Genomic DNA, 22849 nt, shown 5'->3' on the forward strand with positions numbered 1-22849 from the left:
GCTTAGTCCTCCTGCAGCGCACTTTCCAGCGCCAGCTCAATCATGTCGGTCAGTGATGTCTGGCGATCGGCTGCGGCCATGGCTTCGCCGCGCACAATGTGATCGGTGACGGTGCAAATGGTGAGCGCCTTGGCACCCATTTCGGCAGCCACGCTGTACAGGCCTGCGGCCTCCATTTCCACACCCAGCACACCGTACTTGGCCATCACTTGGAACATCTCTGTGTCCGGCGTGTAAAAAAGATCTGCTGAAAACAAGTTACCCACCCGCACCGGCAATTGGCGTTTACGCGCTGCATTTACCGCTTTTTCCAGCAAGCCATAATCGGCAATGGCGGCAAAATCGTAGCCCTTAAAGCGCACGCGATTAACGTTGGAATCCGTGCAGGCACCCATGCCGATCACCAGGTCGCGCAGTTTGATGTCGTCGCTGACGGCACCGCAGCTGCCCACGCGGATAATCGATTTCACGCCGTACTCGGCCATGAGTTCGCGCGCGTAAATCGACGCCGAGGGAATGCCCATACCCGAGCCCATGACGGAAATGCGCTTGCCCTGGTACTCGCCGGTGAAGCCCAGCATGTTGCGCACATCGGTCACCTGGCGCGCGTCCTGTAGAAAACTGTCGGCGATGTATTTAGCGCGCAGCGGGTCGCCGGGCATCAATACGGTTTCGGCAAAGTCGCCTGCCTTGGCGTTGATATGGGGAGTCATGCAGGGGTTACCTCAGATTCAGTGAAAGGTGTGGATGGCTTGTGGCCTAAAAAACTGGTGCCGTGCGCCAAGGGCGCCAGACCAAAATGTGCAGCCAGGGTCTGGCCCATGTCGGCAAAGGTGGTGCGCCGCCCGAGCGAACCCGGTGCCATGCCGGCGCCGTACACCAGCACCGGCACGTGTTCGCGGGTGTGGTCGGAACCGGGCCAGGTGGGATCGCAGCCGTGGTCGGCGGTGATGATTAACAGATCGTCTTTTTTCAATTTCGCCAGCAGTTCCGGCAGTCGCCCGTCAAAATATTCCAGCGCCGCCGCGTAGCCGGGCACATTGCGCCGGTGGCCAAATTCGGAATCAAAATCCACAAAGTTGGTAAACACCAGGCTGCGATCGCCCGCCTCGTCCATGGCGGTCAGCGTCGCATCGAAAAGACCGGGCAAACCCGTGGCTTTAATTTTTTTGCTAATGCCCTGACCGGCATAAATGTCGTAGATCTTGCCGATTCCCAGCACCTCGCCGCCATCGGCAACTAGGCGGTCCAAAAGCGTCGGCGCCGGCGGCGTCACGGAAAAATCGCGCCGGTTGCCAGTGCGCTTGAAGCTGGCCGCATCCTCGCCCACAAAGGGCCGGGCGATCACGCGGCAAATGTTGTACTCGTCCAACAACTCAAAGGCGATTTGCGAAATTTCCAACAAACGATCTAAACCAAAGCTTTCCTCGTGCGCGGCAATCTGAAACACGCTGTCGCTGGAGGTGTAAACGATGGGCTTGCCGGTGGCGCGGTGTTCTTCGCCCAGACGGGCAATGATTTCAGTACCTGATGCGTGGCAGTTGCCGAGCACGCCAGGCAGCTTGGCGCGGGCGATAAATTCGTCGAGCAAGGGCTGCGGAAAACTGTTTTGCTTGTCGGTGAAATAACCCCAATCAAACATCACCGGCACGCCCATCATTTCCCAGTGGCCCGAGGAGGTATCTTTGCCGCTGCTCATTTCAGCGGCGTGACCAAAGGCGCCCTCAACACGCAGCTGAGTATCGGTGCCTGCCGGAAAATCACCGCGACTTTCGCGCGCGGCGTGCATGAGTCCTAGGCGTGTAAGATTCGGCAGCTTAAGGGGACCCGCCCGGCCGATATCCGCCTTGCCCGCTGCGCATTGCTCGGCGATGTGCCCGAGGGTGTCGGCACCCTGATCGCCAAACCGGGGGGCATCTTCCGTAGCACCTACACCAAATGAATCCAACACCAAAAATATTGCGCGTTTCATGCTTACCTCCTGGCCGATGCCCATGGCACCGACCTCTTACCACTTACGCCAGGCTGATGAACAAGCCCGCCAAGGTGGCACTCATTAAATTAGACAGGGTGCCCGCCGCTACGGCTTTGAGCCCCATGCGGGCGATGTCGTGGCGGCGCTCCGGTGCCATTCCGCCCAGGCCACCCAACAAGATGGCAATCGACGACAGATTGGCAAAGCCACACAGGGCAAAGGTGGCGATGACCTGGGTTTGCGCCGATAGCGTGTCGCGCACGCCGATCAGGTCGATATAGGCCACAAATTCATTGAGCACGAGCTTCTGGCCCACCAAACTGCCCATGGCCACGGCCTCGCTCCAGGGCACCCCCATCAAGAACGCCAAGGGTGCCAACAACCAGCCTAGCAGCTGCTGCAGGGTCAGATTTTCTATACCCACCCAGCTAGCCATGCCACCCAGCATGCCGTTTAGCAGCGCGATCAATGCAATAAAGGCCACCAGCATGGCGCCGATATTCATAGCCAGTTTCATACCGGTCAGTGCGCCACCGGCGGCGGCATCAATCACATTTTCGGGTTTGTCATCGTCGTCAAAGGAGGCCGACACCACATCGTCAACTCTGGGCGCCTCGGTTTCGGGTTTGATGATCTTGGCCATCAACAGGCCGCCCGGCGCCGCCATAAAACTGGCGGCAATCAAGTACTTAAGCTCGACCCCCATGGCCGCATAGCCGGCCATCACCGCGCCGGCGATGGACGCCAAGCCACCGGCCATGACCGCGAACAGCTCGGAGTCGGTCATCCGGCCAATGAACGGGCGTACTACCAAGGGCGCCTCTGTCTGACCCATGAAAATATTCGCCGCCGCCGACAGAGATTCCGTGCGCGAAGTGCCCAGCAAGCGCTGTACCGCGCCACCTAAATACTCAACGACTCGCTGCATCACACCCATGTAATACAGCACCGACATCAGCGCCGATAGGAACACGATGACCGGCAGCACGCGGATGGCAAAAACAAAGCCAATGCTGTCGCTGGCCAGCCCCCCAAACAGGAAGTTGATACCGTCATTGGAATAGTCGATTACGTGCTGGATCGAGGCTGCGGCGCTAGCGAGCGCTTCCTTACCCCAGGGTACATAGAGCACCAACGCCGCAAAACACGCCTGCAGTGCAAAGGCGCCACCCACAGTGCGCAGGTTAATGGCCTTGCGGTTGTCCGACAGTAAATAGGCAATCGCCAGTAGCGCTACCACTCCTAAAATGCCCATCACATCACCTTATTATTTTGAATATATTTGAAGTTTTTAGGATTGAAATCACAGCGCGACTTAATCGTTTAAGCCAAAGGGTATAGGCTCGCCCTTTAGGTGTCAACCAAGGCGTATTGCGGTAGGATGGCCACCGATTTAACCACCCGACCGCTTGCCACCAAGAGCCCGCCCCCATGGACGCCAAATCTATCCAGGCGCTGATGCGCCCAGACGCCTTTAACCACCCCGTGACCAAGCTGCAGTTGTTGGAAACACACATATCCTGGGTCATCCTCACTGGCGACTATGCCTACAAGATTAAAAAGCCCCTGGATTTAGGCTTTCTGGACTTTAGCACCCTGGCGCTGCGCCAGCAGTTTTGCGCCGAGGAAATACGCCTGAACCAGCGCTTTGCCCCCGAGCTCTATTTGGAGCAGGTGGCTGTGACCGGCACCGAGCAGGCACCGAGCCTGGGCGGTGCGGGCGCGCCCCAAGACTATGCGGTAAAAATGCGACAGTTTGATCAAGACCAATTGCTCGACGCCATCTACCGGCGCGGCGAGTTGGACGCATCGCTGATCCGCGCCATTGGCCGCCAATTGGCAGACACCTACCGACAGCTGCCATCGCTCTTTCCAGACAGCGGCGCCGGTACGCCGGCCACCCTTAAGGCCGCCATGGATCAAAACTTCGAACAGATTGGCGCCTACCCACTGCCAGATGCCGAGCGAGCGCAACTCAATCAACTGGCCGAGGCCACCTGCGCTCGCTATGCCGCGCTCGAACCCCGCATGCAGCAGCGTTTACAAGACGGCTTTGTGAAGGACTGCCACGGCGATTTGCACCTTGGCAACATAGCGCTGGTGGACGGCAATATTCGCTTTTTCGACTGCATCGAGTTTAATCCCGGTTTTCGCATTATGGACACGGTGGCGGAGATTGCGTTCATCACCATGGACATGGTGGCGCGCGGTGCACAGGACGAAGCCCGACGGCTGCTCAACGCCTACCTGGAATACAGCGGCGACTACCAGGCCTTAGCGCTTCTGGATCTGTACCGCTGCTACTACGCCACCGTGCGCGCCAAAGTTACCCTGATGCAGTTTAACCCCGACGATCGCGCGCTACTGGCGTCGCCGGTGTTCGATACCTTCCGCCATTACTTAACGCAAGCACTGAACTATACCGGCGAGCAAACGCCCAGCTTAACCTTGATGTTTGGCGTATCCGGCACCGGCAAAAGCACCATCGCGGCGCAACTGTGCGAGCGCACCGGGGCCATTGCCATTCGATCGGATGTAGAGCGCAAGCGGCTGTTTGGCCTGGGGCCGGAAGAGGCCAGCAAGCCCGAGCAAGACATTTACTCGGCCAGCGCCAACGCCCAAATGCTTGCGCAATTAATGCAGCAGGCCCGGCAGGTGCTGCAAGCGGGCTTTAGCTGCATTCTCGACGCCACCTTTCTGCGCGCCAGCGACCGCGATCCAGCCGTGGCCCTGGCACAAGCGCTGGCCCTGCCCTGCCATATCCTAGCTTGCGAGGCACCCGAGGCCGAGCTTCGCCAGCGCCTGACGCTGCGCCAAGCCGAAGGTCGCGATGCATCTGAAGCCGGGGTTGCCGTCATGGAGCAACAGCGCCAGATCCTGGAACCGCTCACCCAGGCAGAACTGGCCCTGACCACAACCGTCGACACTACACAGCCCATCGACGACGCACTGGTGGCAACACTGACCGGCAAGTGAGGGATAACAACGGAATCTATTGGGCGGCTGCTTTATGCCACCCTTTCCCCAGACAAAGGAATGAGCAACACTCGCTCAACTGCGGGTATTTACCTGCACCAACGCAACGTTGAATCGTTGGTTTAAACCATGAATGCTCACCAAACCCCGGGCTTGCCGGCTGCATGAACGCGCTTGAACTCGGCTTTTTGGCGCTGGTGCTGGCGGCCGCCCTGTCTATTGTGTGGAGCACGCTGCGCACCGGCATTTCCCCCATGATGAGTACCAGCGCGGCCACGCAAGCCATGCTGAATGCAATAGCCGAACCGAAAGGCCCTATCATTGATCTCGGTTCTGGCTGGGGCACACTGGTGGTCGCCGCCGCGCGCCAGTACCCAGCACAACAGGTGATTGGCTACGAATTGTCCTGGCTTCCCTGGCTTGTCTCATGCCTTCGAAAACGCTACTTGCGGCTTGATAACCTGACGCTGTATCGCAAAGATTTTAACGAGGCCGACCTCAGCCAGGCCGCTATTTTATTGTGCTACCTGTTTCCCGAGGGCATGACCGCCCTTGCAGAAAATTTAACGCGCCAACCGTCCCGCGCGGTCGACATCGTTAGCAACACCTTCGCGCTACCCGCCTGCCAAGCAACACAAACCATTAGGCTGAACGATTTCTACAAGACGCCCATCCATCTTTACCGTTGGCGCCACTAACTGCACACACCCGCAGCTAAGTGGCAAAAACCACGGCCAACCTTAACTTGACTTAAACGATTAAGGGCTTTATTAATAGCGGCTGGCTGTTGGGCGCACCTGCGCCTCACCCTCTATTCCAATAATTCGAAGGACTCCCCATGGCCGATTACTTCGCGCAATTACAGGCCCTGCAGGCCAAGGCGCACGCGCCCTACTCCCATTTTCAGGTAGCCGCGATCCTGGTGTTGAAAGACGGCCGCGAAGTGCACGGGGTCAATGTGGAGAACGCCTCTTACGGCGGCACCATTTGTGCCGAGCGCTCGGCCTTTGTCAGCGCGGTATCCCAGGTGGGCGCAGCGGCGGAGTTTGCCGCAATCCACCTGCTGGCCGGCAAGAGCGAAAAATTTGTCATGCCCTGTGGCATGTGCCGCCAGGTGATGAGCGAATTTGTGGCCGCTGATTTTCCCGTGCATTTGTATAACGTCCAGGGCGAACACCAGCAAGTGACCATGGGAGACCTGCTGCCCTTTGCCTTTGGTCAGGCAGACCTGTAACTCGCCATGGCCACACTCAAAGATGTCGCCAAAGAGGTGGGTGTTTCCGTCGCCACTGTCTCTTACGCCCTAACCGGGCGCGGCTCAGTGAGCCCGGCCATGCGCGACAAAGTGCTCGCGGCAGTGGAGCGGCTGGGCTATCAACCCAACCGCAAAGCCCAGGCCATGCGCACCGGCATTACCCGCTGTATCGGCCTGATTATCCCAGACCTCACCAACCCCTTTTTCCCGCAGCTGGCGCAAAAAATCGAGTATGAAGCTCGGGCGGCGGGCCTGTCTGTGTTTATGGTGGACTGCCAAAACCAGGCTATTCACGAGGAAGAGGGCTTGGATTTAATGGAGCAGCAGCAAGTGGACGGGGTGATCTGGTGCCCCACCGGCAACCGCTCCACCCAGCGCTTGGCGCGGCTGCGCTGCCCCGTAGTTTTGGTGGACAGACCTCTGCCCGGCTTTGATGCCGTGCACTCCGACTACCGCGCCGGGGGCCAGCTGCTGGCCCAACACGCCATTGAGCTGGGCCACCGCAGCGTGGGCTTGCTGAGCGGCCCCCAGGAAACCGAAAGTGCGCGCTTGCGCCGTGCCGGTTTTGTGGAAGCGGCCCAGGGCAAGCTCGACATCGCCTGGGAAGAAGAGGTGCCCTTTTCGTCCGAATTGACACCCGCCGCCCGCCAAGCGCTGGCCCATAACCGGGCAAGTTTAGTGGTGGCTGCCAACGACTTAATTGCCGTGGGCGCCCTGGACGAGCTGAAAAATCTCGGCCGCCGGGTACCGGAAGACGTCTCGCTGGTGGGCTTCGACGATATTCCCTGGGCCGCGCTGATCACGCCCAAATTGACCACCATTCGCCAGCCCATTGCCGCGCTCGCACACGAAGCACTGTCACTTTTGACCGCTAAAATGCAAGACCGGCAACGCCCCGTCAGCACCCGCGTGGTGGGCGTGTCGCTGGTGGCCCGAGCGTCGGCCATTCCACTGAATTCTAAATTACCTTAGTTCGCACTCATCTGGCGGGCCCGCGCGCTCGCCCATAAGGAAATAGCTATGACTTTGCGTCTACTCTCCTCATTGCTTTGCCTTCTGGCACTGCCGGCCTGCGCCAACCCTTCCGACCAGGCCGACCAGCCCTTGAGACTGGTGAGCTGGAATATCGAACACTTGGCCGAGCGCGATGGCGCCGGCTGTCGCCCCCGTCAAGCGAGCGACTATGCCCAGTTGCAGCGCTTCGCCGCAGAGCTGAAGGCCGATGTGGTGGCGCTGCAGGAAGTGGAATCTAAGGGCGCCGTTGCGCGCGTGTTTCCCGAGCGGGACTGGCACATTATCGTGTCGCCGCGCGCAGCGAGTAGCCAGTACGACTGCCGTGGCAGTGCGCAAAAGTCTACGCAGCAACGCGTGGCCTTTGCCATTCGCAAAGGGGTTGCCTTCGACTACCAACCCGAGCGCAATTTACAGGCACTGGGCCTAAAAGAAGACGGTTTGCGCTACGGACTGGCGGTGACCTTAACGGCCACGTCGCCCGCCACCGAGCTGCTGGCCGTGCACATGAAAAGCGGCTGTTTTGTGGCCGACTACCGCACCGCCACGGACAAGCGCGCCTGCGAACTGTTCAGCCGTCAGGCGCCCATTTTGGATCAATGGATCGAAACGCACCTGGCTAACAACACGCCCTTTGCCGTTTTGGGCGATTTTAACCACCGCCTGCTGGCGACCGACAACCATCTTTGGTCTGAGTTGGTTAGCCGTAATGGCCAGCCGGCTATGCTCGTGAACGCCATGCAAGGCCTCAAGAGTTGCCACCCTAAATACCCGGACTTGATAGACCACATTCTGCTGGGCGGGCCCGCCGCCCTTGGCTTTAAAGCCTTTAGTGCGCGTAGTCACCGCTTTGCGGGCGCCACGATGCTGAGCGATCACTGCCCCATCAGCGCTCAGCTGACGCGCACCCTGCCCACTCAAGCGGGTTCTGCCACACCCTTGCCCGCCAGCACCGCCGTTACCTGGACGCGCCAGTCGGTCGAATACTCGCTCATAACCCAGGCGCTCTACGCGCAAACGCAAACGCACCTGCGCACTGTGGCAGCACAACAAAAACAACCCTGGGTGGTGTTCATGGACGTGGACGAAACACTGCTGGACAACAGTGCCTACAATTTAGCGCGCGAGCAAATGGGATTGGGCTTCACCCCCGATAGCTGGGCCGATTGGGTCGCCGCCGAGCAGGCCACCGCGGTGCCGGGCGCCCGCGACTTTGTGACCGAGGTCTTGCAGGCCGGCGGTAAAATTGCGCTGATCACCAACCGCGAGCGCAGCCAGGACCCACACACCTGGGCCAATCTGCGGGCGCTGGGCTTTCCCATCGAGCCACACAATACCTGCATTCTCGGGCGCAGCCAGGCCGATAAAGACGCCGTCGGCCAGCCGGGCATCATCAACGACAAAGATTTGCGCCGCCAGCAAGTCCGCAAAGGCACTGCCGCGGCCTGCCAGCAAGCCTCAGCCAAGGCACCAAAACACTGGCAGACACCTTTGCAGCTGGTGTTGGAAGTGGGCGATAACATTCAGGATATTTCCGGAGAACTGCAACAGCAAGCCGACGCCGCCGCATTGGCCGCGCGCCAGGGCAAAGATATCTTGATTTTGCCCAACGCCATGTACGGCTCTTGGCACTGAACGCCCATAGAGGCGGGGCGACCCGGAAAGCAGGCGGCTGAGCGCCGCTCAGCCAGATTCTGCCAATTGGTGAATAGGCCTGGGTTCGGCGAAAAAATAACCCTGCGCATAGTCCACGCCGATCGTCTGCAATAACGACAGGACTTCGGCGTTTTCTACGTATTCGGCGACGGTTTTTAGGCCCAGCACACCGGCCAGGTGGTTCATGGTACTGACCATTGCAAAGTCGGTGGAGTCGGGTGTCATAGCCCGCACAAAGCTGCCGTCAATTTTCAGGTAGTCCACCGGCAACCCTTTCAGGTAAGCCAGCGACGACAGGCCGCTGCCAAAATCATCCAGATAGAATTGGCAGCCCAGCGCCTTTAATTGGGCCATTAAACGCACCACCGCCGACAAATTACCCATGGCCGCGGTTTCGGTAATCTCAAAGTGCAATCGGCGCGCATCGATGCCGCTGGTGCTCAACTCGCTCAAGACAAAGTCTGCAAAGCCATCGTCACTTAAGGTAGTGCCCGACACATTGACTGCAAAGCTTTGGGTTGAATGCGGATGCTCGGCAATAAATTCAATTACCTTCATCAACACGGTGCGATCAATTTCATCCATCAATCCAAAGCGCTCGGCGGCCGGTAAAAACTGCCCCGGCGGAATCACGCTGTCGCCGTCGCGCATGCGCACCAGCACCTCAAAGTGCTGCGCACAGGCTTCGGGCTGCTCAACGGAAACCACGGGCTGAACATATAACAGCAGCCGATCTTCCGCCAAGGCCGAAGTGATTTTATTCACCCACTGCATTTCCGTGCGGCGGCGCTCCACTTCCGCCCGGTTTAAACTGTGGTGCAAATGAATACGGTTGCGACCATTTTCTTTGGCAGCCTCACAGGCGGCCGTGGTGGCCGCCAAGGCCTGGCACTCGGACTCAACTTCGGAATTAATGGTCATGGCGCCCACGCAGATGGCCGGCTTTGTGCTGCGCCCCTGCCAGACAAACTCTTCTTTTTTGACGGCCTCGATCAACATGTCGGCCACCCGTTGGGCACCCGCCACCGTCGCCCCGCGCAACAAGATGCCAAACTCATCGCTGCCAATGCGCGCCAATAGATCCTGACTGCGCAGGACTTTGGCAAACACCTGCGCCAATTGAATTAACAGCTGATCCCCAGCGGCCTGTCCAAAGGTTTGATTCACCACCCGGAATTGATAGATATCCACCACTAGCAACCCGTGGGTGCCATTGCCCGCCTTGGCGCGCCCCACCTCCCGAGCCAGTTCGGTTTCGAAGTGTACACGGTTGGGCAGTTGGGTCAGGCCGTCGTGTTCGGCCTGCCAATTCATGCGCGCAGATACGCGCCGGTTACTGGAGGTGTCGCGAAACACCAGCACACAACCCTCTATCTGCCGCTGACTGTTGCGAAAGGGCGCCGCCACTGCAGAGACCGCCACAGGAGAATCTCCACTGACATACAATGCGGCGCCGTCCGCCACATACGCCAACCGACCGCGGCGCAATGCCTCCTGTACCGGGCAGTCCAGCGGTTTGTTGGATTCACCGTCGAACAGGGTAAATAACTGCGTCAGCTCGACCCCCAGGCCTGCATGGCCCGACACTTTTAGCAGATTGCGCGCTGTGGGGTTCATAAACTGGATAGTGCCGTTGGCATCTGTGGTGATTACGCCATCGGTCACGGCAAATAGCGCCACCTGCATTTGTTCGCGCAGCGACACCAGCTCGTCTCGAAAGGGCTGCGTCATGCTGGCGTCCTTAAGCAGCAGCCGGAAGCCCGCGCGGGTCATTTCTGTTCCCACCCACTGCAGCGACAACTCGCGCTCCCACGGGTTGCGGCCGCGCAACATTAAACTGCCCTCGCGGTAAAAGCGCGCCACCAGATCGCCAAAGACTGAATCGGCGTCGCCTACCACCGCCAGCCCCAGCACCTGATGCAGCGGCTGCCCCAGTAAATGGGTGGGGTCGCCCTTGGCGCCGACTAACAGACGCTGGCCGGCGAGATTTACCGCCGTTAGACAGCCCTGCTCGGTCACGGTCAACACGCAGTCGCTGCAACTGTCCAGCAAGGGCTGGTCAGCGGCAGCAAGGTCCAGTGACGGGGCAAGATTGTTCAAGAAGCGTTCCAAGCAAAAGTGACGTACGTCGCCTAAGTATAGAAATGAATGGCTGGGATGCTTAGACCGGATTGGACTTAACAGGCGGTAAATTGCCCAGCCTTTATAGTCTTTTGTTCAATTTGACAAGAATTACCAAAGCGACTGCTGAGCATCCACCAAGGCGCGGAAGTTGCCGCCAAAATAGGGCAGTATGGCTTCGGCCACCGGTTGCAGCTGCCGCTCCACATAGTGACCGTAGTCCAGAGGCGATTGGCGCAGCGCTTCGGGCTCCGGCCCATTCACGGTCATCCAGTAGCGAATCCAGTCGCCGCGTCGGGGAGACTGCCCGGCGGCGGCCAGTTTGAGCGCCGCCTGCACATGGGGCGGACGGTTTTTCGCGTAGTCGGACAGCCGCCGGCGCAGGCGCTTTCGATACAAGAGTTGCTGATCCCGCGCACCGGCCATCAGCGACGCGACCCAATCGCGCACCCAGTCGGCATAGGGCTCGCCGTGAAACAGTTTCCAGTAGAGCTGTGTTTGGAACTCCCGCGCCAAGGGCGTCCAATCCGTGCGCACGCTTTCCAGCCCCTTAAAAACCAGTTTAGGCGCACCATCGGCACCGGCCACTAATCCGGCGTAGCGCTTTTTGCTGCCCTGCTCGGAACCGCGAATCGTGGGCATAAAAAATTGTTGGAAGTGGGTTTCAAATTCAATCTCCAGGGCGCTCTCGATACCGTGTTCCTCGCGCAGCAGCACCTGCCACCATCGATTGAGACCGAGGGCCAATTGCCGACCGATCGCTGCGGCATCCAAGGATGCCGCAGCGTCCTGCTTAATCCAAACAAACACGGAATCGGTGTCGCCGTAAATGACCTCGTAGCCCTGCTGTTCTATCCAGTCGCGCGAGCGTTGAATGATTTCGTGCCCGCGCAAAGTGATAGAGCTGCATACCCGCGGATCAAAAAATCGACAGCCCTCGGAGCCGAGCACACCGTAAAAGGAATTCATAATAATTTTAATGGCGTGCGACAGCGGCTGATCGCCGTCGCGCTTAGCCCGGTCGCGTGCGGCCCACAATTTTTCGATAATCCCCGGCAATAGGTGGCCGCGCTGCACAAAGCGAGCACCGTTAAAACCCTGCACCTGCTCGCGCTCATTAAACGCTTGCCGGCGGGCCAACCAGAATCCGCAGGGATCGATAAGAAAAGTGCGAATAATCGATGGGTACAAACTTTTGAAGTCCAGCACCACCACGTCGCGGTAGACACCTGGGCGCGAATCCATCACATAGCCACCCGGGCTCACTATATCCGATTGCACCTCACCCAAATTGGGTGCAACAAAACCGGCGCGATGCAACAAGGGCAAGTAGGCGTACTCGAAGGCAGCCACAGAGCCGCCCACTCGATCCAGCGGCAAGCCCGTTAAACGCGCGCGCGCAACCGCAAAATCCAGCAATTTTAATGTGTCGAAAATATCCGACACCAATTGGCAATCCTGCAAGTTGTAGGCCGCAAGCGCCGGCTTATCTTCGCGAAACAGGCGCAGAATTTCTTCGCCACGATCATCGCTGTGGATAAGTTTGCCGGCGCCCAGTACCTGGCGCGAAACCGCCTGCAAACTGTAGCTTTCAAAGGTGTGGGCGGCCGCTTTTAACAGGTCGATGCCATCCAGCGCCACGCGCCCGGCAATGTGTATGTAGCGGCGTTCGCTATCGCCGCCCTCTTCGCGCCAGCGCGGGGCTCGACCATCGCGGCCAAGGGCAAACACCATGCGCTCTTGATCGCAGAATTTCTGCAGCATCCACAAATCAAACCCCACCAGATTCCAGCCGATCAGAATGTCTGGGTCCAATAGTCGCAAGGCGCGCAGAAACTTATCTAAACAATCGCGCGCCGACTGACAGGCAACCACTTCCAAGTCTGTCTGGTGCGAATCCTGGCCGCCCACCATGTACACCCGCCGCACGCCCAGGCCTTGAACGCCAATGGAAAACAGCTGCCGGCCGTCCAGCGATGTTTCGATATCTATGGACAACACCCGCAGTGCTAACACTGCCGGCGGCGCGGCGCTCACACGCCTGGGCGCCACAAAACCGCGACTTTCCGGGCCCGGCTCAAAGCGCAGATCGGCGGTGATAAATCGCTCCATTAGGTAGCGATCAGCGGGGCGAATATCGGCCTCCCAGGTAATTACGTCTACCGCCGACAACCGCTGCAAAGCCTCGCGCTGTACCCGCTGCTGACGGCAATAAAGCCCCATGACAGCCGCGTTATCGTGGGTGGTTAACTGCAAAGGCTGGGTGCGCCAACCGGCGAGATTGGCGAGTGCTGATTGTAATTTGGGCAGATCGACGCTGCGAAAAAAGCACACGCTCTCTTGACTGGTTACGCGCAAAGCCTTGGGCCCCGCTGCGGTGTGCAACCAAAACTCCAAGGCGATACCGGCGCGCGTATCGCGCCAATCGCGCGTCAATAAAAAACCGCAAGATTCGTCGGGCGGGCGGTTGGGGGGAGATACCACGGACTACCTCGGGGCTGCGCTCATCCCTGTGCCAGAAGTTCGCGCAAATCGATAATGGCCGCATTGGCGCGCGAGATGTAGTTGGCCATCACCAGCGAGTGATTCGCCAACACGCCAAAGCCCGAGCCATTCAGCACCATGGGACTGCGCAGCTTCTCCTGCGTCGCCTCCAGTTCGCGAATAATTTGCTGCAAACTGACGCGTGCGTTTTTCTTGTCCAGCACATCGGCAAAATCCTGCTCGACGGCCTTTAACAGATGCAACAATGCCCAAGCCGTACCGCGCGCCTCGTAAAACACATCGTCTATTTCCAGCCAACTGGTTTTAACGACGAGCTCGCGCGGGACCGCGGTGGATTGCTGTGCGCCCAAATCGCCTGCCAGATCGGTATTGATGCGCACCTGTTCCACGCTGGCCGACAGCCGCTGCGACAAGCTGCCCAAACGCGATTCCACCGTGCGCAGCCAGTAATTGAGGTTATCGGCGCGCGCATAGAATTGCGCATCCTGTGCCTGATCGTCCACCAGCCGTGTCAAATAGCGATTGAGTTTGTCGATTCCCTCGGCGTATTGCGATTCGGTGGAGGGCCACACCCAGCTGTTGTGGTCAAAGTTGAAGCGCGGCTCGGCCAGCGTCAGGTCTTTGTCTTCACGCGATTGCGACTGCGAGCGACTAAAGGCCTCGCGCAGGGCTTTGCTCATGTCGCGCACCTGGATCAGCACCCCGTATTCCCAGCTGGGAATGTTATCCATCCAGGCACCGGGCGGCGCTACGTCATTGCTTAAATAGCCGCCTGGCTTGTGCAGCAGATGATCGGCAATCTCGATGAGCGCCGCCGTAGTGACCGCACCCACAGGGGGCTTTGCCCGTTGATCTTGCACGGGAATCCGCTTGGCGGCCACCGCCGCCACGTCGAATACGGCTGGCTCACCGCTCCAATAGAAGCCGAGGCCCGACACCGCCAGTAACAAGGCCACAACAACACCGGCCAGCCAGCGGCCGGTGCGGCCGCCATCGGCCCAATCTTCGCGCACGTCGGCGCTGTAATCGGCCAGTGTGCGCCGGCGCTTAAGCCAAAAACGTTTTACGCTATTCCACGCCATGGGCGTTGTTTCCTTTTCTAAATTATTCGCTAGTGATGGTGCGAGTGCTCAGCGGTATCCTGGTGGAGCGATTGCCCCATGCCCAACACTTTTGCCTCAGTGCGCACTTTGTCGCCATTGCTAAACTGAAAGGTGACACCCACGCTAGTGTCGGCGCGCAGCGGCTTGCTCAATTGAAATAACATGACGTGGTAACCGCCGGGTGCCAGCGTCACCGTCGCGCGGGCACCAATGTCAATGGACGCCACGCGCCGCATTCGCATCATGCCGCCCGACTCTTTATGGGCGTGCAATTCGGCCTTTTCGACGCCATCCACCTGAACCGCCACCAACTGAATGCTTTTGAGCGCGGTATTTTCCACAGTGGCAAACAGGGCCGAGGTATTGGTACCGGGCACGGTCTCGCGCGCCCAGGCATCCGTCACCTGCAGCTCGGCGCGCACCAACGGCGCGCACACCAACAATAACAGCAATACAGCGTTTTTCATGGTCAAACCCTAACACGTCATTATGATTATTGCGGCGCGCTCAACTGCCGCCGTCGAGTTGAGCCGCCGGCCGCCCCAACAGGTAGCCCTGGGCACCGTCCAGCCCCAACAATTGCAGCGTGCGCCACTCCTGCTCCGTTTCGACACCCTCGGCAAGCAGCAGCATGTCGCAACTGTGCGCAATCTGAGCCAGCGATTTTACGAAGAATTGATTGTCTTGACGACCGTCGATACCGGTAATAAAGCTGCGATCGATTTTCAGGCTGTGCAGGGGCAGCGTTTGGAGGTAGTTAAAGGCACCACCGGCGAGCCCGAAATGATCGAGCGCCACTTTGACGCCACGGGCATTCACCTGCGCAACCAACGCGTGCAGTGCATTGCCGTGACTGACCACCACCGACTCAGATACTTCGAGCACCAAGCGCTTTGCCAGCGCGGGATGATCTTCCAGAAAGTTCTCTAGCCACTCGCGGAAACTGGGCAACGCCACCGAGCGCGGCGAAAGGTTTACGCAGTAGTCGACATCGGTTGCCAGAGTTTGGGCCGCCAGCATTTCCAGCACCTGCCGATCGAGTGCATCGGCCAATGCAAAGCGCTCAACCTGTGGCAAAAAACTGCCGGCATTTTGCAGCTGGCCGTCGATGTCCATGCGCACCAGCACTTCCGCCTGCACGCGCTTATTCTGCCGATCAAACACCGGCTGGAAATAGAGCTGTAACAAGCCCTCTTCGATAATACCGCGCAATAATTTGCGCCATTCGCCCGCCGGACGCGCGCTCTTCGCTTGCTGCGCCAACAGGTGCCAGGGCACATCGGATTGATGCTGCGCTGTGCGCAGCGCGGTATCCGCGCGACTGAGCAGCTGGCTACTCAGCGTGACCGAAGGTTCGTGGGCAGCACCCACATGCACCGGCAGCAAGCCGTCGGGCCAATCCAAGGACTGAATATTTTCCACCACCTGCCGGCACAAGTCCTCCGTTTGCAGGCGGTCGATGGACGGCACGAAGAGGCAGAAGTCGGCGCCGCCGCGGCGCGACACAATAGCGCCCGGCCACTCCAGCAGCAGCGGTTTTAACTCATTGGCGATTGCAGTTAGCAGGCGGTCGCCGGCCTCGCGGCCCAGTTTTTGATTGTAGGTTTGCAGGTCCGAAATCTGTGCCAATAGCAGTGCGCCCTCACCGCCGCCGCGCTCGGATTTAATAAAAGCCTCTAAACGTGCATCGAAGTCCAACCGGTTCGACAGGCCCGTGACCGGGTCTTGATGAGAGGCTCGGTGCAGCGATTCGGTGAGCTCAATTTGCTCGGCAAACATGTCCCGAATTTTGGCCACCATGCGATTCATGGCCTGCACCATACTGCGCAACTCGCGCGTGCGCGGCAATTGCTGCTGCTCGGGAAACTCGCGCCGGCAGATGGCCTCGGCCTGACGCTCCACCTTTTTCAACGGCCGCATCAGGAAGTGGAGCGATACCCCGGCCATGCCGTAGGCCAGCACGGCAGTAAAGGCAAACAGCCACAACTGCTCGCGAAACACCCGCCACAAATCCCGGTAGGCGAGCCCAGTGTGACCCACTACCTGAATTTTACCCAGTCGAAACCAGCCGTTAATCACTTCAGACTCGCCCTGGGGCTGGGGAATTTCGATGAGGCGAATAAACCACTGAGGCACATCTTCCACCTGCAGCTGGGTTTCGCGCACTACTGGCTGCTCGCCGTCCAGGCTGGTGTAGCTAATGCGCTGGTAGTAACCCCGGTCGAAAATGACGTCCACCATGGAGCCGATGAGCACCACGTCTTTGTCCTGCGCCGCCTGGGAGATGCTGAATCCCAATGCCGTCGCCGTATCTTGGGCGTGCACCTGCATCTGCTCGAAAAAATGGGTGCGCGCATTAAACACACTCACCGACATGTTACCGGCCAGCAGGATCATGACCAGCAGCGTAATCGCCATTATCAATTGACGCAGTAGACTCACACTCGCTCCTTATGCTTGTTGTGACTGCCGGATACACCGTTGTGGATACCCTAACAGAATAGCAGCCACACCCGCCTGCAAATCCGGCAGGCGGAAGAAACTTCAACCTAAATCTAGACGGAGGCAGGTACCCGAATAATACGTGGCGACGCCGATAAACCGGTACTGGCCATAACATAGAGATCGGGCTTGGCCCGCTTAATTTGGCTGTAGACCCAGCGCGCCTCGGCATCGGTGCGCGTATAAATCACGATCCGCTCACCGGTCTCCGCCAACTCGGCAGCCAGCTGCCCCAAGCGCTCGGCCAGTGTCTCCCGGCGCTCGTCCAAGGCGTCGGCATCCAATTCGATCACTGTGGCCTGCCCCATCGCCAGCAGCCACTGCTCCTGCTGCACCAATCTCAATTTCAGTTGGCGCGCGGCCCGGTTGTCGGGGTTCAGACTCACGGCTCGATCTAGCAGTTTGTAAGCCCGCTCAAAGTTGCCCTTGCTCAATGCTGCATTGGCCAGCGCCACAAAGCGCCGGTCGGCCATGGCCAAGCCGCGCTGGGCCCGCGTGTTATCCGGATCTAGCGCCAGCGCGCGCCGGTACAACTGCACCGCGCTATTGCGCCAAGGGCGGCTGAGCTGGTCGCGGGCCAGAGCCAGATCAGCCGCCGCCACATACTCCAGCGCCTGGGCCGCCGGGGTGCTGGCACTGGGCTGAAACTGCGCCGGCCGAATGCGCTCGGCCACCTGGGCACAGCTCACCAGCACACCCAATCCAAGACCGAGCAACACCCGCCCCAACGCCCGTCGCGTCACTGAAAATCCAGACAAACTTAATCCTGCTAATACAACAAATCACCGTTGGCGCACGGTTTTAGCGCCAACCTTAATGTTATCCTTGGCCGGTTGCGCCAGCGCGCAGCCCTTAAAGACAGCATCCTTTGCCAAACTCAACTGCCAACCCGAGAGAGCCGACCGAACATGCCGACCGCCTCAACGCGCGCACAGTGTGCCTTAACCGCCTCGCCCCTGCCAAGCTTGAAGTACCTGATTTTGCTGGTGTTATTGCTCTGCCAACCGGCGCTGGCGCAGTTTGGCAATAGCAGCAGCCTAGACCAGAGCCCCGAGTTTTTAGCCGTCGAGGACGCCTATCAAAGCTTGCCAACACTGGGCGCCGACGGCCTGCGCGTGCAATGGCAGATCAGCCCCGGCTACTACCTTTATCAGGAGCGCTTTGGCTTACAGCTGGAGCAAGACGGCCAAGTGACTCAGCTCGCGCCCCAGTGGCCCACTGGCAAGCGCAAGTACGACGACTATTTTGAGAAAGAGCTCGAAGTCTATTATGGCCAGGTGGCGGTCACCCTGACCGATGCACCACTAAATCCCCAGCGCAACTTCACCCTGCACCTGGTCTCCCAGGGCTGCGCCGATCTAGGCCTGTGCTACCCACCGCGCAACCAGTCCTTTGGTTATGATGCCGCCAGCCAGACCTTTACCGAACTGCCGCCACTGCTGCCCTCCCAAGCGGCCGCCACACCAGGCGTTGCGCCCGCCCTGCCCGCCAGCAACACCAGCTGGCTGCTGGCGGTTTTGCTGGCCATGTTAGGCGGCACCATCTTGAATCTGATGCCCTGTGTGTTTCCGGTACTCTCCATTAAGGCCCTGAGTCTGGCCAACAGCGGCGAAGACGCCCAACACCGACGTCTGCACGGCTGGGCCTACACCGCCGGTGTGGTGCTGTCCTTCGTGGCCATCGCTGGCGCGCTACTGCTGGTTCGGGCCGGCGGCGAAGCGGTGGGCTGGGGCTTTCAGTTGCAGTCGCCGCTGCTGGTGGCGGGCCTCGTCTACCTGTTTTTTATCCTCGGCCTGGCGTTGTTGGGAATGCTCGAATTAGGTGCCGGGCTGGCCAATTTGGGCAGCGGGCTGGCCAGCAAGGGCGGCCTGAAGGGCTCCTTCTTTACCGGCACCTTGGCCACCCTGGTGGCTAGCCCCTGCACGGCGCCGTTTATGGGCACCGCACTCGGCTACGCCATGACCCAGAGCGCGGCCGCCAGCCTGTCGGTGTTTGCCGCCCTGGGGCTCGGCATGGCATTGCCGTTTTTGGCGTTGACCTATATTCCCAACCTGCACCGCTGGCTGCCCAAACCCGGCGCCTGGATGGAAACCTTTAAAGAGCTGCTGGCCTTCCCCCTGTTGCTGACGGCCATCTGGTTGCTCTGGGTACTGGGACGACAGACCGGCGTGGATCAACTGATCATGACCTTGTGCGGCCTGCTCAGCCTGGGCTTCGGTATTTGGCTCTGGCGGCTCACAGGCTGGCCCGCCCGCCTGCTCGCGCTGGCCGCCGTGGCACTGGCCATTTACCTGCCCGCCTCGGCCAAACCCAGCCCCAGCGACGACGGCTGGGAGCGCTACAGCGCCGCCGAGTGGCAATCGCTGCGCCAGCGCGGCCAACCCGTATTTGTCAACGTCACAGCCGATTGGTGCCTGACCTGCCTCGCCAATGAAAAGCTGGTATTCAGCCAGCGCGCCGTGCAAATAGACATCGCCGACGCCGACCTACTGCTGGTCAAGGCAGACTGGACCAAATACAACCCGGAAATTACCGCCCTGTTGGCGCAATACCGTCGCAATGGGGTGCCGCTGTACCTGATGTTTCCCGCCGACCCCACCACCGAGCCGGAAATTTTGCCGCAATTATTGACGCCAGATATCTTTAGCGATGCGCTGCGCCGCGCTGCACCCGATTTTTAGCAGCAAATTCAAAGAAAATGCCGCCAAAAGGCGGCATTTTTACAGAACTTCCTTAAAGGCGTCGACTTTTGAGCCCATTTGAACGAATTAGGCGCAAAACATGTCGCTAACGTGCATCGTATATTGATACCTCCTTTAAATAAAACAAGCGTTTTGATGCTAACTTCCGCGAACTAGCTGCTAAATATCCAGAAATTAACATTTTGCCCTCTGCAGCGTGGACATGGAGTCACAATTGGGGCAAACTCGCGCTCTGTCTGTGGTCAGCTATCCTGTTTGCTGGATTTTTGACGACGTTCCACCATTGTTCGCAGCTTGATGAGGTGAAAACCCCACAATGGCAACCATTCTGGTGTTACACGGCCCCAACCTAAACCTGCTCGGTACACGCGAGCCCGAGGTCTACGGGGCCACCACCCTGGCCGATATCAATCAGCGTTTAACCGAGCGCTGCCTGACCAGTGGCCATCACTTGCAGGCGCTGCAAAGCAACGCCGAGTACGAGTTGATCGAGCGCATCCACGACGCCAAGCGCGAGCAGGTGGATTTTATTCTGATCAACCCGGCCGCCTTTACCCACACGAGTATCGCCCTGCGCGATGCCTTGTTGGCAGTCGATATTCCGTTTATCGAGGTGCACCTGTCCAATGTGCACGCGCGCGAAAACTTCAGACACCACAGCTACTTTTCCGATGTAGCCGTGGGTGTTATCTGCGGGCTGGGAGCCCAAGGCTACGAACTGGCACTGGAAGCCGCACTGACTCAACTTGCTTAAAACTTTTAACTTTTCCTTAAGAACAGCCGTAAGGCCCAACACAAAGTGAGAGTGTGATGGATATTCGCAAAATTAAAAAATTGATTGAGCTGCTGGAAGAATCTGACATCGGCGAAATCGAAATTAAAGAAGGTGAAGAATCAGTACGTATCAGCCGGGGCAGCAGCCACCAACCCATGATGCCCATGCAGTACGCCATGCAGGCCCCCGCGGCAGCGCCAGCGCCCGCCGCACCCGCCGCCGCGCCCAGCGCAGAGGCGCCCAAAGCCGAGGCCGCCACCAATGGCCACTCGGTGAAATCCCCCATGGTGGGCACCTTCTACCGCAGTCCAAGCCCAGGTTCCGCTGCTTTCGTTGAAGTGGGCAAGCACGTGAAGCCCGGCGACGTTATTTGCATCATCGAAGCCATGAAAATGATGAACCAGATTGAAGCCGATAAAGCCGGTGTCATTGAAGCCATACTGGTGGAAGACGGCGAGCCTGTGGAATTTGATCAACCACTAGTCACCATCGTTTAAACGGCCTCTGGCACACACACGACTGACTAGCAGGAGTTGGTTTCATGTTTGAAAAAATTCTGATCGCAAACCGTGGCGAAATCGCGCTGCGCGTATTGCGCGCTTGCAAAGAGCTGGGCATTAAAACCGTGGCCGTGCACTCGCTGGTAGACCGCGACCTAAAGCACGTTCGACTGGCCGACGAAACTGTCTGCATTGGCCCCAACCCATCGCCGCAAAGTTACCTAAACATTCCGGCCATTATTTCCGCCATGGAAATTACCGATTCCGTGGCCGTGCACCCTGGCTACGGTTTCCTGGCAGAAAACGCCGACTTCGCCGAACAAGTGCAAAAGAGCGGTTTTGTTTTCATCGGCCCAGATCCGGATGTGATTCGCATGATGGGCGATAAAGTGTCGGCCATTGCCGCCATGAAAAAAGCCGGCGTGCCCACCGTGCCCGGTTCCGACGGCCCACTGCCCGACGACCGCGAAGCCTGTCAGGCCATTGCCAAGCGCATTGGCTACCCGGTGATCATCAAGGCCGCTGCCGGTGGCGGTGGCCGCGGAATGCGCGTAGTGCACACAGAAGCCGCACTGATTAACTCCATTCAGGTGACCAAGTCCGAGGCCAAAGGCGCCTTCGGCGACGCCACTGTTTACATGGAGAAATTCCTGACCAATCCCCGGCACGTAGAAATCCAGGTGATGTCCGACGGTCAGGGCAACGCCATTCACCTGGGCGACCGCGACTGCTCGCTGCAGCGCCGCCACCAGAAAGTCTTGGAAGAAGCGCCCGCGCCCGGCATTCCCGACGACGTGCGCGCCGAGGTGCAGGCCTCCTGTGTTAAAGCTTGCGTCGACATCGGCTACCGCGGCGCCGGTACCTTCGAATTTTTGTACGAAGACGGCCGCTTCTATTTCATCGAGATGAACACGCGGATTCAGGTTGAACACCCAGTGACCGAAATGGTGACGGGCGTGGATTTGATCAAAGAGCAAATCAGCGTTTGTGCCGGCAATAAACTGTCGCTCAGGCAGGAAGATATCGTGATCAAGGGTCACTCCTTTGAGTGCCGGGTAAACGCCGAAGATCCGCGCACCTTTATGCCCTGCCCGGGCAAGGTGAATACCTTCCACTGCCCCGGTGGCTTGGGCGTGCGGGTGGATTCGCACATCTACGGTGGCTACACAGTACCGCCCAACTACGACTCGATGATTGCCAAAATCATTACCCACGGCGACACCCGCGAAATTGCCCTGAACCGCATGCGCAACGCCCTGGACGAAGTAGTGATCGACGGTATTCGCACCAATATCCCGCTGCAAAAGGATCTGGTACGCGACGAAGCCTTCCGCAAGGGCGGCGTCAATATCCACTACCTGGAGAAGAAGCTGGGCGAAAGCCACTAACCGCTTCGCGCGTAAAGCCCCGCCCCGGCGGGGCTTTTTTATGGGCGGCAGCCAGCCGCCAGAGCGGAGGATTTAGCCAACTCCTTCGTCTTAACCTTGACCCCAAAATCCCTTGTGAAACGCCAAAGAGAGACGCCCATGATCAGATTACTGAGCGCAGGCCTGTTAAGCCTGGTGACCCTGCTGGCCCAGGCTGCACCGCTGGACCCCAGTCGGGATTACCACAGCCTGTCAAACCCACACCAGGTGTTGACCACCCATTTGAACCTGGACCTCACGGTAGATTTTAAAAAGCGCGAGCTGACCGGCCACGTTATTTTTGATTTCGCCCGCAAAGATCCCAAGGCGAGCGAGCTGGTGTTAGACACCCGCGACATCAC

At 58.9% G+C, this 22849-nt stretch carries 18 protein-coding genes and 1 pseudogene; 10 read left to right on the top strand and 9 right to left on the bottom strand.

What is annotated here, in order from left to right:
• Positions 1 to 2: 2 nt before the first annotated feature.
• From deoD to ACW8F6_RS03395, 3 genes are read right to left on the bottom strand one after another with little or no spacing between them, the layout of a single operon-like run.
• Positions 3 to 713, bottom strand: a complete 711-nt coding sequence (deoD, locus tag ACW8F6_RS03385) for a purine-nucleoside phosphorylase (RefSeq protein WP_491574434.1) — start codon at positions 711 to 713, stop codon at positions 3 to 5.
• Positions 710 to 1972: a phosphopentomutase gene (locus tag ACW8F6_RS03390; RefSeq protein ID WP_491574435.1), complete on the bottom strand. Its 1263-nt coding sequence runs from the start codon at positions 1970 to 1972 to the stop codon at positions 710 to 712. Before ACW8F6_RS03390 ends, deoD begins: the two co-directional genes overlap by 4 nt.
• Before the next feature lie 43 nt (positions 1973 to 2015).
• Entirely contained in the window at positions 2016 to 3230 is a 1215-nt protein-coding gene (locus ACW8F6_RS03395; RefSeq protein ID WP_491574436.1) for a NupC/NupG family nucleoside CNT transporter, read from the bottom strand.
• Positions 3231 to 3406: 176 nt separating this feature from the next.
• Here ACW8F6_RS03395 and ACW8F6_RS03400 point away from each other — a divergent pair, with 176 nt between their 5' ends.
• From ACW8F6_RS03400 to ACW8F6_RS03420, 5 genes are all read left to right on the top strand, one after another.
• Positions 3407 to 4951 carry a bifunctional aminoglycoside phosphotransferase/ATP-binding protein gene (locus ACW8F6_RS03400; RefSeq protein ID WP_491574437.1) on the top strand — a complete coding sequence of 515 codons (1545 nt, stop codon included), beginning with the start codon at positions 3407 to 3409 and terminating at the stop codon, positions 4949 to 4951.
• A gap of 164 nt (positions 4952 to 5115) precedes the next feature.
• The gene (locus ACW8F6_RS03405) at positions 5116 to 5649 is read left to right on the top strand and encodes a class I SAM-dependent methyltransferase (RefSeq protein ID WP_491574438.1); all 534 of its coding nucleotides are present in this window, start codon (positions 5116 to 5118) and stop codon (positions 5647 to 5649) included.
• Positions 5650 to 5789: 140 nt separating this feature from the next.
• On the top strand, positions 5790 to 6185 hold the full coding sequence (gene cdd, locus ACW8F6_RS03410) for a cytidine deaminase (RefSeq protein WP_491574439.1): 396 nt from the start codon (positions 5790 to 5792) through the stop codon (positions 6183 to 6185).
• Between the two features lie 6 nt (positions 6186 to 6191).
• On the top strand, positions 6192 to 7178 hold the full coding sequence (locus tag ACW8F6_RS03415) for a LacI family DNA-binding transcriptional regulator (protein ID WP_491574440.1): 987 nt from the start codon (positions 6192 to 6194) through the stop codon (positions 7176 to 7178).
• 48 nt (positions 7179 to 7226) lie between these two features.
• The gene (locus tag ACW8F6_RS03420) at positions 7227 to 8852 is read left to right on the top strand and encodes an HAD family acid phosphatase (protein WP_491574441.1); all 1626 of its coding nucleotides are present in this window, start codon (positions 7227 to 7229) and stop codon (positions 8850 to 8852) included.
• Positions 8853 to 8900: 48 nt separating this feature from the next.
• Here ACW8F6_RS03420 and ACW8F6_RS03425 read toward each other — a convergent pair whose 3' ends face one another.
• The 6 genes from ACW8F6_RS03425 to ACW8F6_RS03450 all read right to left on the bottom strand — a co-directional run bounded on the left by ACW8F6_RS03425 (position 8901) and on the right by ACW8F6_RS03450 (position 17862).
• The gene (locus tag ACW8F6_RS03425; RefSeq protein ID WP_491574442.1) at positions 8901 to 10973 is read right to left on the bottom strand and encodes a putative bifunctional diguanylate cyclase/phosphodiesterase; all 2073 of its coding nucleotides are present in this window, start codon (positions 10971 to 10973) and stop codon (positions 8901 to 8903) included.
• Positions 10974 to 11105: 132 nt separating this feature from the next.
• Positions 11106 to 13478 (bottom strand): DNA polymerase II, encoded by a 2373-nt coding sequence (locus tag ACW8F6_RS03430; protein ID WP_491574443.1) that lies wholly within the window; start codon positions 13476 to 13478, stop codon positions 11106 to 11108.
• 20 nt (positions 13479 to 13498) lie between these two features.
• Entirely contained in the window at positions 13499 to 14581 is a 1083-nt protein-coding gene (locus ACW8F6_RS03435) for a DUF2333 family protein (RefSeq protein WP_491574444.1), read from the bottom strand.
• A gap of 29 nt (positions 14582 to 14610) precedes the next feature.
• Positions 14611 to 15069, bottom strand: a complete 459-nt coding sequence (locus ACW8F6_RS03440; protein ID WP_491574445.1) for a copper chaperone PCu(A)C — start codon at positions 15067 to 15069, stop codon at positions 14611 to 14613.
• A gap of 40 nt (positions 15070 to 15109) precedes the next feature.
• Positions 15110 to 17044: a bifunctional diguanylate cyclase/phosphodiesterase gene (locus ACW8F6_RS03445; RefSeq protein WP_491574446.1), complete on the bottom strand. Its 1935-nt coding sequence runs from the start codon at positions 17042 to 17044 to the stop codon at positions 15110 to 15112.
• A gap of 113 nt (positions 17045 to 17157) precedes the next feature.
• A complete protein-coding gene (locus tag ACW8F6_RS03450) occupies positions 17158 to 17862 on the bottom strand; it encodes a tetratricopeptide repeat protein (protein ID WP_491574447.1) in 705 nt (234 codons plus the stop codon).
• A gap of 150 nt (positions 17863 to 18012) precedes the next feature.
• Here ACW8F6_RS03450 and ACW8F6_RS03455 point away from each other — a divergent pair, with 150 nt between their 5' ends.
• The 5 genes and pseudogenes from ACW8F6_RS03455 to ACW8F6_RS03475 form a co-directional block, all read left to right on the top strand.
• Positions 18013 to 19785, top strand: coding sequence for a protein-disulfide reductase DsbD family protein (locus ACW8F6_RS03455; RefSeq protein WP_491574448.1), 1773 nt, complete (start codon positions 18013 to 18015; stop codon positions 19783 to 19785).
• Between the two features lie 337 nt (positions 19786 to 20122).
• Positions 20123 to 20560 carry a type II 3-dehydroquinate dehydratase gene (gene aroQ, locus ACW8F6_RS03460; protein WP_491574449.1) on the top strand — a complete coding sequence of 146 codons (438 nt, stop codon included), beginning with the start codon at positions 20123 to 20125 and terminating at the stop codon, positions 20558 to 20560.
• Between the two features lie 56 nt (positions 20561 to 20616).
• Entirely contained in the window at positions 20617 to 21078 is a 462-nt protein-coding gene (gene accB, locus ACW8F6_RS03465; RefSeq protein ID WP_491574450.1) for an acetyl-CoA carboxylase biotin carboxyl carrier protein, read from the top strand.
• Positions 21079 to 21122: 44 nt separating this feature from the next.
• Positions 21123 to 22469 carry an acetyl-CoA carboxylase biotin carboxylase subunit gene (gene accC, locus ACW8F6_RS03470; RefSeq protein ID WP_491574451.1) on the top strand — a complete coding sequence of 449 codons (1347 nt, stop codon included), beginning with the start codon at positions 21123 to 21125 and terminating at the stop codon, positions 22467 to 22469.
• 138 nt (positions 22470 to 22607) lie between these two features.
• Positions 22608 to 22849, top strand: a pseudogene (locus ACW8F6_RS03475) (aminopeptidase); the annotation flags it as partial.

It is taken from the genome of Simiduia sp. (assembly GCF_058345725.1).

Bases quoted from the DNA above. Each gene is read 5' to 3' on its own strand.
- deoD (WP_491574434.1), bottom strand. From the start codon at position 713: ATGACTCCCCATATCAACGCCAAGGCAGGCGACTTTGCCGAAACCGTA.
- ACW8F6_RS03390 (WP_491574435.1), bottom strand. From the start codon at position 1,972: ATGAAACGCGCAATATTTTTGGTGTTGGATTCATTTGGTGTAGGTGCT.
- ACW8F6_RS03395 (WP_491574436.1), bottom strand. From the start codon at position 3,230: ATGGGCATTTTAGGAGTGGTAGCGCTACTGGCGATTGCCTATTTACTG.
- ACW8F6_RS03400 (WP_491574437.1), top strand. From the start codon at position 3,407: ATGGACGCCAAATCTATCCAGGCGCTGATGCGCCCAGACGCCTTTAAC.
- ACW8F6_RS03405 (WP_491574438.1), top strand. From the start codon at position 5,116: ATGAACGCGCTTGAACTCGGCTTTTTGGCGCTGGTGCTGGCGGCCGCC.
- cdd (WP_491574439.1), top strand. From the start codon at position 5,790: ATGGCCGATTACTTCGCGCAATTACAGGCCCTGCAGGCCAAGGCGCAC.
- ACW8F6_RS03415 (WP_491574440.1), top strand. From the start codon at position 6,192: ATGGCCACACTCAAAGATGTCGCCAAAGAGGTGGGTGTTTCCGTCGCC.
- ACW8F6_RS03420 (WP_491574441.1), top strand. From the start codon at position 7,227: ATGACTTTGCGTCTACTCTCCTCATTGCTTTGCCTTCTGGCACTGCCG.
- ACW8F6_RS03435 (WP_491574444.1), bottom strand. From the start codon at position 14,581: ATGGCGTGGAATAGCGTAAAACGTTTTTGGCTTAAGCGCCGGCGCACA.
- ACW8F6_RS03440 (WP_491574445.1), bottom strand. From the start codon at position 15,069: ATGAAAAACGCTGTATTGCTGTTATTGTTGGTGTGCGCGCCGTTGGTG.
- ACW8F6_RS03455 (WP_491574448.1), top strand. From the start codon at position 18,013: ATGCCGACCGCCTCAACGCGCGCACAGTGTGCCTTAACCGCCTCGCCC.
- aroQ (WP_491574449.1), top strand. From the start codon at position 20,123: ATGGCAACCATTCTGGTGTTACACGGCCCCAACCTAAACCTGCTCGGT.
- accB (WP_491574450.1), top strand. From the start codon at position 20,617: ATGGATATTCGCAAAATTAAAAAATTGATTGAGCTGCTGGAAGAATCT.
- accC (WP_491574451.1), top strand. From the start codon at position 21,123: ATGTTTGAAAAAATTCTGATCGCAAACCGTGGCGAAATCGCGCTGCGC.